At 72.1% G+C, this 12,537-nt stretch carries 10 protein-coding genes and 1 riboswitch; of the genes, 9 read left to right on the forward strand and 1 reads right to left on the reverse strand.

The features are described 5' to 3' along the window. Positions 1-85: 85 nt before the first annotated feature. The 3 genes from mfd to AB0N31_RS07160 all read left to right on the forward strand — a co-directional run bounded on the left by mfd (position 86) and on the right by AB0N31_RS07160 (position 5,403). Complete coding sequence (mfd, locus tag AB0N31_RS07150) at positions 86-3,616, forward strand: transcription-repair coupling factor (RefSeq protein WP_366057353.1); 3,531 nt, start codon at positions 86-88, stop codon at positions 3,614-3,616. A gap of 232 nt (positions 3,617-3,848) precedes the next feature. Further along, entirely contained in the window at positions 3,849-4,568 is a 720-nt protein-coding gene (locus AB0N31_RS07155) for an HNH endonuclease family protein (RefSeq protein WP_366057354.1), read from the forward strand. A 106-nt stretch (positions 4,569-4,674) separates the two neighbouring features. Further along, positions 4,675-5,403, forward strand: coding sequence for an N-acetyltransferase (locus AB0N31_RS07160; protein ID WP_366057356.1), 729 nt, complete (start codon positions 4,675-4,677; stop codon positions 5,401-5,403). 25 nt (positions 5,404-5,428) lie between these two features. On the opposite strand, the gene AB0N31_RS07165 is transcribed toward AB0N31_RS07160, so the two are convergent. Continuing rightward, entirely contained in the window at positions 5,429-5,821 is a 393-nt protein-coding gene (locus AB0N31_RS07165; protein ID WP_366057357.1) for a hypothetical protein, read from the reverse strand. A 227-nt stretch (positions 5,822-6,048) separates the two neighbouring features. On the opposite strand from AB0N31_RS07165, the gene AB0N31_RS07170 reads away from it, so the two are divergent. The 6 genes from AB0N31_RS07170 to AB0N31_RS07195 all read left to right on the forward strand — a co-directional run bounded on the left by AB0N31_RS07170 (position 6,049) and on the right by AB0N31_RS07195 (position 12,404). Beyond that, entirely contained in the window at positions 6,049-6,879 is an 831-nt protein-coding gene (locus AB0N31_RS07170) for a glycoside hydrolase domain-containing protein (protein WP_366057358.1), read from the forward strand. 141 nt (positions 6,880-7,020) lie between these two features. Continuing rightward, positions 7,021-7,671 carry a SurA N-terminal domain-containing protein gene (locus AB0N31_RS07175; RefSeq protein WP_366057359.1) on the forward strand — a complete coding sequence of 217 codons (651 nt, stop codon included), beginning with the start codon at positions 7,021-7,023 and terminating at the stop codon, positions 7,669-7,671. Between the two features lie 49 nt (positions 7,672-7,720). Next, complete coding sequence (locus AB0N31_RS07180; protein WP_366057360.1) at positions 7,721-8,704, forward strand: nucleoside triphosphate pyrophosphohydrolase; 984 nt, start codon at positions 7,721-7,723, stop codon at positions 8,702-8,704. A 96-nt stretch (positions 8,705-8,800) separates the two neighbouring features. After that, positions 8,801-10,099 (forward strand): cytochrome P450, encoded by a 1,299-nt coding sequence (locus tag AB0N31_RS07185; protein WP_366057361.1) that lies wholly within the window; start codon positions 8,801-8,803, stop codon positions 10,097-10,099. A 181-nt stretch (positions 10,100-10,280) separates the two neighbouring features. Beyond that, a complete protein-coding gene (locus tag AB0N31_RS07190) occupies positions 10,281-11,303 on the forward strand; it encodes a transglycosylase family protein (RefSeq protein ID WP_366057362.1) in 1,023 nt (340 codons plus the stop codon). Positions 11,304-11,507: 204 nt separating this feature from the next. Beyond that, a riboswitch (cyclic di-AMP (ydaO/yuaA leader) is annotated at positions 11,508-11,690 on the forward strand. Between the two features lie 3 nt (positions 11,691-11,693). Next, positions 11,694-12,404, forward strand: coding sequence for a transglycosylase family protein (locus AB0N31_RS07195; protein WP_366057363.1), 711 nt, complete (start codon positions 11,694-11,696; stop codon positions 12,402-12,404). Positions 12,405-12,537: the final 133 nt, after the last annotated feature.

Genomic DNA, 12,537 nt, shown 5'->3' on the forward strand with positions numbered 1-12,537 from the left:
GTCGACGTCGTAGGCTGGCATCCCCGGCCCGTGAGACGTGTCGGGCTGTTTGCGTTGCCCCCTCCAGGGATGGAAGAAGCCCTCAATGAGCCTGCACGGTCTGCTCGACGCCGTAGTGAAGGACCCCGCCCTCGCGGAAGCGGTCTCCGCCGCCGCCGACGGCAACCGCATGCACATCGACCTCGTCGGCCCCCCGGCAGCCCGCCCCTTCGCGATCGCCGCCCTCGCCAGGGAGACCTCCCGCACGGTCCTCGCGGTCACGGCGACCGGCCGGGAGGCGGAGGACCTCGCCGCCGCCCTGCGCTCGCTCCTGCCCGCGGACGGCGTCGTGGAGTACCCCTCCTGGGAGACCCTCCCGCACGAGCGGCTCAGCCCGCGCAGCGACACCGTCGGCCGCCGCCTCGCCGTCCTGCGCCGCCTGGCCCACCCCCGCCCCGACGACCCCGAGACCGGCCCGGTCTCCGTCGTCGTGGCACCCGTGCGCTCGGTGCTCCAGCCACAGGTCAAGGGACTCGGCGACCTGGAGCCGGTGGCCCTGAGGGGCGGCCAGACCGCCGACCTGAACGAGGTCGTGGAAGCCCTCGCCGCCGCCGCGTACGCGCGCGTGGAGCTGGTCGAGAAGCGCGGCGAGTTCGCCGTGCGCGGCGGCATCCTGGACGTGTTCCCGCCCACCGAGGAACACCCCCTGCGCATCGAGTTCTGGGGCGACGACGTCGAGGAGATCCGCTACTTCAAGGTCGCCGACCAACGCTCCCTCGAAGTCGCCGCACACGGACTGTGGGCGCCCCCCTGCCGCGAACTCCTCCTCACCGACGACGTCCGCACGCGCGCGCGTGCCCTCGCCGAACAGCACCCCGAACTGGGCGAGCTGCTCGGCAGGATCGCCGAGGGCATCGCCGTCGAGGGCATGGAGTCCCTCGCGCCCGTCCTCGTCGACGACATGGAGCTGCTGCTCGACGTGCTGCCCGAGGGTTCGATGGCCGTCGTCTGCGACCCCGAGCGGGTCCGCACGCGCGCGGCGGACCTGGTGGCGACGAGCCAGGAGTTCCTCCAGGCGTCCTGGGCGGCCACCGCGGGCGGGGGCGAGGCCCCCATCGACGTCGGCGCGGCCTCCCTGTGGTCCATCGCCGACGTGCGGGACCGCGCGCGCGAGCTGGACATGATGTGGTGGTCGGTGTCCCCCTTCGCCGCCGACCTGGAGCTGGAGGCGGACACCCTCAAGCTCGGCATGCACGCCCCCGAGGCCTACCGCGGCGACACCGCGAAGGCGCTCGCCGACACCAAGGGCTGGCTCGCCGACGGCTGGCGCACGGTCTTCGTGACCGAGGCGCACGGCCCGGCGGCCCGCACGGTCGAGGTGCTGGGCGGCGAGGGCGTCGCGGCCCGCCTCGACGCGGACCTCGGCGAGATCTCCCCCTCGGTCGTGCACGTGGCGTGCGGCTGCATCGACTACGGCTTCGTGGACCCGGCACTCGGACTCGCCGTACTGACCGAGACCGACCTGACCGGACAGAAGGCGGCCGGCAAGGACGGCGCCCGGATGCCCGCGCGCCGCCGCAAGACCATCGACCCGCTCACCCTGGAGGCGGGCGACCACATCGTCCACGAGCAGCACGGCGTGGGCCGCTACATCGAGATGGTCCAGCGCACGGTCCAGGGCGCCACGCGCGAGTACCTGGTCGTGGAGTACGCCCCCGCCAAGCGCGGCCAGCCCGGCGACCGCCTCTACATCCCCACCGACCAGCTGGAGCAGATCACCAAGTACGTCGGCGGCGAAGCGCCCACCCTGCACCGCCTCGGCGGCGCCGACTGGACGAAGACGAAGGCGCGCGCGAAGAAGGCCGTCAAGGAGATCGCCGCCGACCTGATCAAGCTGTACAGCGCCCGCATGGCCGCCCCCGGACACGCCTTCGGCGCGGACACCCCCTGGCAGCGCGAACTGGAGGACGCCTTCCCCTACGCGGAGACGCCCGACCAGCTCACCACCATCGCCGAGGTCAAGGACGACATGGAGAAGTCCGTCCCCATGGACCGCCTGATCTGCGGCGACGTCGGCTACGGCAAGACGGAGATCGCCGTCCGCGCCGCCTTCAAGGCCGTCCAGGACGGCAAGCAGGTCGCCGTCCTCGTGCCCACCACGCTGCTGGTGCAGCAGCACTTCGGCACCTTCAGCGAGCGGTACGCACAGTTCCCGGTGAAGGTGCGGGCGCTGTCCCGCTTCCAGTCCGACACGGAGGCCAAGGCGGTCCTGGAGGGCCTGCGCGAGGGCTCCGTCGACGTCGTCATCGGCACCCACCGCCTGTTCTCCTCGGAGACGAAGTTCAAGGACCTGGGCCTGGTCATCGTCGACGAGGAGCAGCGCTTCGGCGTCGAGCACAAGGAACAGCTGAAGAAGCTGCGGGCCAACGTCGACGTCCTGACGATGTCGGCCACCCCCATCCCGCGCACCCTGGAGATGGCGGTGACCGGCATCCGCGAGATGTCGACGATCACCACGCCACCCGAGGAGCGCCACCCGGTCCTCACCTTCGTCGGCCCCTACGAGGAGAAGCAGATCGGCGCCGCCGTCCGCCGCGAACTGCTGCGCGAGGGCCAGGTCTTCTACATCCACAACCGGGTCGAGTCCATCGACCGGGCCGCGGCGAGGCTGCGCGAGATCGTGCCCGAGGCGCGGATCGCCGCCGCCCACGGCCAGATGTCGGAGGCCGCGCTGGAGAAGGTCGTCGTCGACTTCTGGGAGAAGCGCTTCGACGTGCTCGTCTCCACCACCATCGTCGAGTCCGGCATCGACATCTCCAACGCCAACACCCTCATCGTCGAACGCGGCGACAACTTCGGCCTGTCCCAGCTGCACCAGCTGCGCGGCCGGGTGGGCCGCGGCCGCGAACGCGGTTACGCCTACTTCCTGTACCCGCCGGAGAAGCCGCTCACGGAGACGGCCCACGAGCGCCTGGCGACCATCGCCCAGCACACGGAGATGGGCGCGGGCATGTACGTGGCGATGAAGGACCTGGAGATCCGCGGCGCCGGCAACCTCCTCGGCGGCGAGCAGTCCGGGCACATCGCGGGCGTCGGCTTCGACCTGTACATGCGGATGGTCGGCGAGGCGGTCGCGGACTACCGGCGGCAGCTGGAGACCGGCGAAATCGAGGAGGAGGCCCCCCTCGAGGTCAAGATCGAGCTGCCCGTCGACGCGCACGTCCCGCACGACTACGCCCCCGGCGAGCGGCTGCGCCTCCAGGCCTACCGGGCCATCGCCTCGGCCAACTCCGAGGACGACGTCAAGGCCGTGCGCGAGGAACTCGTCGACCGCTACGGCAAGCTGCCCGAGCCGGTGGAGAACCTGCTGCTGGTGGCCGGGCTGCGGATGCTCGCGCGGTCGTGCGGCGTCGGGGAGATCATGCTCCAGGGCACCAACGTCCGGTTCGCGCCGGTGGAGCTGCGCGAGTCGCAGGAGCTGCGGCTGAAGCGGGTCTATCCGGGGACGGTCGTCAAGCCGGCCGCGCACCAGCTCCTCGTACCCCGGCCCAAGACCGCGAAGGTCGGCGGCAAGCCGTTGGTCGGGCGCGAACTGCTGGGCTGGGTGGGCGAGTTCCTGGTCACGGTGCTGGGGTAGTCACGGTGCCCGGGCGGCGGGCAGGCGCCGCTGCGCGAGGTCCGGTGCCCGGCGTCCGAACGCCGGGGCCCGTGCACCGGAGCCCCGGGAACGAAGGGCGGCGCAGGACCGTCCGCGGGAGGCTCGCTCCGCGGACGGTCCGCCCCCGTGCGCCCCTGGCCTACGGTGTACACGGGTCCGGCGGGGGAAAACGCCCTGTGCGGGTGTCGGTGGTCCAGCGAGGGAGGGGCGCGTGCGGCGTCTGAGCGGCGGAGCGGCGACGGCCGCGGTACTGGTGTGCGTCATGACCGGCTGCACCGACCAGGTCACCGGCACCGGCTCCACCGGGTCCGGACGTACGGAGGGCGGGGGAGCCGCCCTGGCGGCCGCCGAGTCGCTCACCGTGAAGGGGCGGGCACCGCGCACCGGTTACGACCGGGACAAGTTCGGCCGCGCCTGGGCCGACACCGACTCCAACGACTGCGGAACCCGCGACGACATCCTCAAACGGGACCTGGAGGACGTCCGGTTCACCGGCGGCACCTGCAAGGTGTCCTACGGCGTGCTGGAGTCGGACCCGTACTCCGGCAAGGACGTCACCTACCGGCGCGGCAGCAGCAAGGTCGACATCGACCACGTCGTCGCCCTGTCCGACGCCTGGCAGAAGGGCGCCAAGTACTGGGACGCGAGCAAGCGCATCGCCCTCGCCAACGACCCCCTCAACCTGCTGGCCGTGGACGCGAGCACCAACCGTTCCAAGGGGGACGGCGACACGGCGACCTGGCTGCCGCCCAACAAGGCCTACCGGTGCCCGTACGTGGCGGCGCAGGTCGCGGTGAAGAAGAAGTACCAGCTGTGGGTCACCGCCGCCGAGAAGGCCGCCATGAAGAAGGTCCTCTCCGGCTGCCCGGACCAGAAACTCCCCACGGGCGGCAACCCGACCAGGGCGCCGGAACGTTTCCACGCCGGCTGAGCACACCGGCTGACCGAGCACACCGGCTGAGCACACCGCTCGGCGCCCGGCTCACGCCCGCGAAAACCCGTACCGCGGCCGCCTCGCCGCCGCCTACCGTGCCCTCATGGAACCGAAGGTCTTCTCCCTCGCCGAGCGGCCCGAGATGCTGGGTCCGGTGTTCGACATGCCCGACAGCTGGCCGGAGTTCGCCACCCAGGACCCGGTGGGCAACGCGCACTACGGGCGGATCCCCGTCGAACTGCCGGAGTACGTGCTGTTCGCCGAGGACGAGCGGGGCCGGGTCCTCGCGCACGCCTTCAGCGTGCCGTTCGCCCTGCGTGCCGAGGGGCGCGGCGAGCTGCCCGCCCGCGGCTGGGACCAGGTGCTGGTGTGGGCCTTCTCCGACCTGCGCCGCGGGGTATGTCCGGACACGGTCAGCGCGATCTCCGTCGTGGCCGCCCCGCACGCCCAGGGACGGGGCCTGTCCGGCCGCATGCTCTCCGCGATGCGCGACAACGCCCGCGCGCGGGGCTTCGCCGAGGTCGTCGCCCCGGTCCGCCCGAGCGCCAAACACCTCGAACCGCACACCCCCGTGGAGGAGTACGCCCACCGGGTGCGGGACGACGGACTGCCGTACGACCCGTGGCTGCGGGTGCACGTCCGGGCCGGGGCGAGCATCGAGCGGGTCGCGCCGGCCTCGATGACGGTGGCCGCCTCCCTCGCGGAGTGGCGCCGCTGGACGGGACTGCCCTTCGACAGCCGGGGCGACGTCGAGGTGCCCGGCGCGCTGGTGCCGGTGCGCGACCACGCGGTGTACGTCGAGCCCAACGTGTGGCTGCGGCACCCGCTCTGACCGGCGCCGCCGGGCCCGGCCGGGACTACCTGCCGTACGGGTACCCCTGCTGGTAGGGGTGTCCCTGCGGCCCCGGCGTGCCGTACGCCATCGCCGGCATCGTCGGGACCCGCCGGTCGAACATGGCGAACAGCAGCATGCAGGCCGCCGTCACCAGCGTCACGATGATGGCGAGGCCCATGAACCCGTCCCCGTCGGAGCTGTCGTCCGTCGCCATCCACGGCACGGTCACGCACTCGTACAGCGCGTACGCGCCGAAGGCCATCCAGTCCGAGGACCGCCCGCGGCGGATCGCCACGTACAGGAACGGCACCCACGCCAGCAGGCCGAAGGACAGCCACGCCAGCGCCACCCAGGCGATCCGCTGGAGCCAGCCCGCCTCGAGCCGCTTGTCCGCATCCGTCATCACTGTCGTCATGTCGCCCCCCTAGTAGCCAGGGAGCAAGATTAGGCCACGGCAGGGTCCGCCCGGACCTCCCCGTCTTTACCGTGACATGAGCGAATCTTGCCGCTGCGAGGGCCCGGTGTTTCCCGATCGCGGGGGAGCCGCGGGGTACCGTGCGTTCGATTTAGGGGGCACGCACCTGCGCACACGCGTACGCCACGACCGGGCCGTGCGCGCGCAGACGAAACGATGGGGTGGGGATGGCCGAGCACCGGCAGTCCAGAAGACGCAGGTACATCACGTGGGGGGTGGCCGGCGCCGCCGTCCTCGCCGGGGCCGGGATCGCCGCGCAGACGTCGATGGCGGCCACCACCTGGCCCGCCCAGAAGACCTACACCGGCCGCGCCTTCGACACCTGCACCGCGCCCTCGCTGTCCGCGATGAAGGCCTGGAAGAGCGACGGCTTCTACGGCGCCGCCGCCGTGTACATCGGTGGCAAGAACCGCGGCTGCACCCAGGCCAACCTCACCGCGTCCTGGGTGAAGTCGGTCGACGCGGCCGGCTGGAAGCTCATCCCGCTCTACGTCGGCGCCCAGCCGCCCTGCCAGACCGGTACCAGCCCCGAGAAGATCAGCGCCGCCACCGCCGCCTCCCTCGGCGCCACCGACGCCGCGGACGCGGTCGCCAGGGCCGCCGCGCTCGGCATGAAGGCCGGCAGCCCGATCTACCTCGACATGGAGCCGTACGACATCACGAACAAGGCGTGCAACGACGCCGTGCTCACCTACGTGCGCTCCTTCACCAAGACCCTGCGCGCCAAGACCTACCGGGCCGGCTACTACGGCTTCAGCAGCTCCAGCGCCAAGGCGATCGCCACCGCGACGAACAAGACGGACCTGCCGGGCAACCTCTGGTACGCGCTGTGGGACAAGCAGAACACCACCACCGCGGACTGGCCGTGGGCCGCGACGCAGTACACCGACCACAGCCGCGGCCACCAGTACATGGTCAACAGCAAGGAGACCCGCGGCGGTTACACGATCACCGTGGACCGCGACGCGTGGGACGCCCCGGTCGCCCTCGTGGGCTGACCCCGTACGGGTGCGGGCGCGGCGGTGCCCGAAGTCCCGGTGAATCGTTGGTCCAATGGGTTGGCCCCAGCCGCACCACTGCCTACCATCGATCACCGCAAGACTTTGTGCACCGCCGCACAATCTCCTCGGGAGGCTTCCTTGCACCGCCGTCGTCGCACCGCGCTCCTGCTGTCCGCCGCGATCGTCGTGGCGGGCCCCCTCCTCACGGCCTGCGGGAACGAGGCCCATCCCGGAGCGGCGGCCGTCGTCGGCGGCCAGCGGATCACCGTCTCGCAGCTGGAGAGCCGGGTGAGCGAGGTGCGCGAGGCGCAGCGCGCCGCCGTCCCCGACGAGACCCAGTACGCCCAGGCCATCGCCCGTACCGGCACCCTCACCCGCGACACCCTGCACGGCATGGTCCTCGACCGGGTGCTGCACCGTGCCGCCGAGGACGCGGGCGTCACCGTCAGCCGCAAGGAGGTCCAGGCGATGCGGGCCGGCCTGGAGCAGCAGGCGGGCGGCGCCAAGGGCCTGGAGACCACCTGGCTCCAGCAGTACGGCATCCCGCCGCAGCGCCTCGACGAGAACCTCCGCCTCCAGCTGGAGGCCCAGAAACTCGCCACGGAGCTCGGCACCGACACCAGCCGGCCCGAGTTCTGGAACGCCCTGTCGAAGGCGTCGAAGGAACTCGACGTCGACCTCAACCCGCGCTACGGCGACTGGGACGTGCAGAAGGTCAGCCGCGTCGACGCCAGGACACCGTGGGTCCGCGACGTGACGACGGCGTCCCAGCCCCCGCAGACGGCCTGACCGTCCGGCACGGCCGGGGGCCGTCGGCGGGTTGGGTTACGTTCGGGGAGTGAACGAAACGAGTCCCGAAGGCGCCCCGGCCCCCGGCCGCGTCGTCCTGCTCACCACCAGTCACCGGGTCGCCCCCGGCCTGCTGTCCTGGCCCGCCTGGCAGGCGCTGCGCGAGGCCGACCGGGTGATGTGCGCGGACGGCACCCATCCCCAGCTGCCGTACCTGCGCGAGGCCGGCATAGCGGTGGCGGAGACCGCCCCCACCGCCGAGGACCTCCTCGCGGCCTGCGCCGGCGGCCGCACGGTCGTCGTGGTGGCGACCGGCGAGGGGGAGCCCGCCCTGACCGACGGCCTGGCCCGCCTGGCCGGCTCCGGCCGCGTGACCATGCCCGACCTGGAACTGCTCCCCGCCTCCTACGACCTCCCCGGCGCCCGCCTCCTCGACCTCGTGCAGGTCATGGACCGCATCCGCGCCGAGTGCCCCTGGTCCTCCCGGCAGACCCACCAGGGCCTCGCCAAGTACGGCATCGAGGAGGCGTACGAACTCGTCGAGGCCATCGAGGACGGCGACCGCGACGAACTGCGCGAGGAACTGGGCGACGTCCTCCTGCAGGTCGTCTTCCACGCCCGCATCGCCGAGGAGCACGAGGAGGCCCCGTTCTCCGTCGACGACGTCGCGGGCACGATCGTCACCAAGCTCATCCACCGCCACCCGCACGTCTTCGGCGACGCCACCGCGACCACCCCCGAGGAGGTCAAGGAGCACTGGCTGCGCACGAAGGCGGTCGAGAAGCGCCGCGAGTCGGTCACCGACGGCATCCCCCTCCACCAGCCGGGCCTGGCCCTGGCGGCGAAGCTCGCGTCGAGGGTCCGCTCGGCGCACCTGGAGGTGCCGCTCCCGGCGGCGGAGGGCATCGGCTACGAACTGCTCGCCCTGGCGGCCCGCGCGGAGGCGGAGGGCGTGGACCCGGAGGCTGCCCTGCGAGCGGCGGCCCGCACCTATCGGGACGCGATCCGCTCGGCCGAAGGAGTGGGGGAGTAGGGCGGCGGCCCGTCGGGACCCCGCGATGCGGCAGCCGCGGGCCGTGGCCGCGCCGGGCCGGCGCGGCCGTCGCCCGGTCCCGGTTACCGTCGGGGAGTGACCCAGCAGCCCGCACCCGAGCCGTCCGCGCCAGCCCTGTTCACCTGGGAGTTCGCCACCGACCCCTACCCCGCCTACGCCTGGCTCCGCGAGCACGCGCCCGTGCACCGCACGCGGCTGCCCAGCGGTGTGGAGGCCTGGCTGGTCACCCGGTACGCCGATGCCAAGCAGGCCCTCGCCGACCAGAGGCTCAGCAAGAACCCGGCGCACCACGACGAGCCCGCGCACGCCAGAGGCAGGACCGGCATCCCCGGTGAGCGCAAGGCCGAGCTGATGACGCATCTGCTGAACATCGACCCGCCGGACCACACCCGGCTGCGACGCCTCGTCAGCAAGGCGTTCACGCCCCGCCGGGTCGCCGAGTTCGCGCCCCGCGTGCAGGAGCTGACGGACGGGCTCATCGACCGGTTCGCGGAGCGGGGCACCGCCGACCTCATCCACGACTTCGCCTTCCCGCTCCCCATCTACGCCATCTGCGACCTGCTCGGCGTTCCCCGCGAGGACCAGGACGACTTCCGGGACTGGGCGGGCATGATGATCCGGCACGGCGGGGGCCCGCGCGGCGGTGTCGCCCGGTCGGTGAAGAAGATGCGCGGCTACCTCCTGGACCTCATCCACCGCAAGCGCCTGGAGCTTCCCGCGGATCCGGCCCCCGGCGAGGACCTCCTCTCGGGTCTGATCCGCGCCTCCGACCACGGTGAGCACCTCACCGAGAACGAGGCCGCCGCCATGGCCTTCATCCTGTTGTTCGCCGGGTTCGAGACGACGGTCAACCTGATCGGCAACGGCACCTACGCCCTGCTGACCCACCCCGGGCAGCGCGCCCGCCTCCAGGACTCCCTGGCCGCGGGCGAGAGCGGCCTCCTGGCGACCGGCGTGGAGGAACTCCTGCGCTACGACGGCCCGGTGGAACTCGCCACCTGGCGGTTCGCCACCGAGCCCCTGACCGTCGGCGGGCAGGACATCGCCCCCGGCGACGCCGTCCTCGTCGTCCTGGCGGCCGCCGACCGGGACCCGGAGCGGTTCGCCGACCCGGACGTCCTCGACCTGTCCCGCCGCGACAACCAGCATCTGGGCTACGGCCACGGCATCCACTACTGCCTGGGCGCCCCCCTCGCCCGCCTGGAGGGACAGACCGCGCTGGCCACCCTCCTGACCCGGCTGCCCGATCTGCGACTGGACGCCGACCCGGCCGACCTGAGGTGGCGCGGCGGTCTCATCATGCGCGGACTGCGCACCCTGCCCGTGCGGTTCGGCCCGGCCGTTTCCGGTGAACCCCCCGCAGCCGTCCGCTGACCATCCGTTATGTGCCCGGACGGCGAAGCAGAAGTGACCATTCCTCACTTCTGTGATCTTCACGTGATCTGCGCGGCATTAACTTGTGACAAGTGATCGTCTGCCGATACGTTCACCTGTCAGCGCGGCGCCCCCCTTTCGCGGCCCGCGCAAGCACTGCTGTCTCGAGAAAGGCCCTTGCATGCTCTCCGGGAACGGTCGACACCGGCGCCCCCGCCAGGCTCCGGCCCTCCTCGTCGCGGCCGGCGTGACCGGCTCCGCGATCGCCATCCCGCTGCTCGGCGCCACCGGCGCGAGCGCGGCCGACGGCACGGTGTGGGACACGGTGGCGGAGTGCGAGTCCGGCGGCTCCTGGAGTGCCGACCAGGGCAACGGCGAGTACGGCGGTCTGGCACTGAGTCAGGACGACTGGGAGGCTTACGGCGGACTCGACTTCGCCGAGCGCCCCGACCTGGCCAGTCGCAACCAGCAGATATCCGTCGCGCAGAAGGTCCTCGCCGACCGGGGCGTCGGCGCCTGGGGCACCTGCGGGCTGACGTCCGGGCTCAGCAAGGAGAACGGCGCGGGCAACCTGGACACCGGGGTGGCGGACGACCCGTCCGGCTCCTCCGTGTCGTCCGGCTTGTCCGACCTGTCCAAGGGGTCGTCCGGCTCCTCGAACTCCTCGGGCTCCGCGGACTCCTCGGACGGCAAGACGGCATCGTCCTCCCCGTCGACCGAATCCTCCCCGGATGCCACGGACGAGACCTCTCCGTCCGCTTCGTCCTCTTCCTCCGGTAAGCCGGACAGCTCCTCGAAGTCCGATGTGCCGACGGCCGCGGACGCGGGCACCTCGGGAGCGGACGGCAGCTCGCCCACGGCCACCCCCGAAGTGGACGACTCGGACAAGTCGGTCCAGGAGGCGGGCTCTTGGAGCCTCGTCGACACCGGCTCCCTCGCCTCCGGCCGTCACCGCGGCACCTCCGCCGACGAGGTCGTGCCGGACGGCACCACCACCGCATCCTCCGGCCGGCACGCCGCGGGCACCTCCGGCAGCGCGGTGGGCACCTACGTCGTGCGCGACGGCGACTCCCTCGTCTCCATCGCCGACTCCCTTGACCTCGACGGCGGATGGCGCGCCCTCTACGCCGAGAACAGGGACGCCATCGGCGCCGACCCGAACAACATCGCCCCCGGTCAGACGCTCGACACAGGGGTGGAATAGGGCGGAAAAACGGGAAAAGCAGCGGGAGTTCACGTCACACTTCGCGCTGAATGTCCGTTTTGATCAAAGTGTGGGATGAGTCTCAGAAGGCGTGATCGTCTTTGAAATTCGGCCGAGCGCGTGTCTACGGTCGTGACCGCTCGGCAATCCGAGCCCCGGCTGTCGCAACGCCGAATCCTGCCAGTGGCAGCCCGGGAACAGTCGTCGCGTCAAGCGCCGTAGGCAGGAGCGGGGGACCCAAGGTAAGTGCCGTAACGGTCGGCTGACCGGAACGGCTCGGGGTGAAGCCACGCCTCCCCGGGAGCAGTGCTCCCGGACGGGAGTGGCCGGGCAACTCACACGGCCCGAACCCGACAGCTCACCTCGCAGGCGTCGGTGAGGGGATCCACCATGCTGTTTTCCGCCAAGGGCAAGCACCGCCGTCCGTCCAAGGCCACCCGCGCCGCCGCGCTCGCCGGGGTCACCGGTGTCGCCATCGCCGCCCCGCTGATGGCGGCCGGCAACGCCTCCGCCGCCACCGCCTCCGAGTGGGACGCGGTCGCCCAGTGCGAGTCCGGCGGCAACTGGTCCATCAACACCGGCAACGGCTACTACGGCGGCCTGCAGTTCTCCGCCTCCACCTGGGCCGCGTACGGCGGCACGCAGTACGCCGGCACCGCCGACAAGGCCTCGAAGTCCCAGCAGATCCAGATCGCCGAGAAGGTCCTCGCGGGCCAGGGCAAGGGTGCCTGGCCGGTCTGCGGCGTGGGCCTGTCCGGCGCCGCGTACAACGGCGGCTCGGCTTCCACCGGCTCGTCCACCGGCGGCTCCTCGGCCGGCTCCTCCTCCTCGGAGACCACCACCCGCTCCACCGAGAAGCAGAGCGCCTCCCGCTCCGCCGAGCGCCCGGCGGCCAAGTCCCAGAAGACCGTCACCACCCCGACCGGCAAGAAGGTCGAGAAGGGCGACGGCGAGTACAAGGTCGTCACGGGCGACACCCTCAGCTCCATCGCCCAGGCGCAGGGCGTCGAGGGCGGCTGGGCCAAGCTGTTCGAGCTGAACAAGGACATCGTCCAGGACGCCGACCTCATCTACCCGGGTCAGCAGCTGCACCTGAAGTGACATCCGGCTCCCGGCCGGACCACAGCCCCCTCGCAGCCGAGCCCGTCACGCTGAGGGCCTCGTGAGGGAGCCCCCGTCCCCGCGGTCCCCCCGCCCCGGTGCGTGTTCCCCCGTACGCACCCGGGCGGGGTTT

The organism is Streptomyces sp. NPDC051051, assembly GCF_040682975.1.
Taxonomy (GTDB): domain Bacteria; phylum Actinomycetota; class Actinomycetes; order Streptomycetales; family Streptomycetaceae; genus Streptomyces.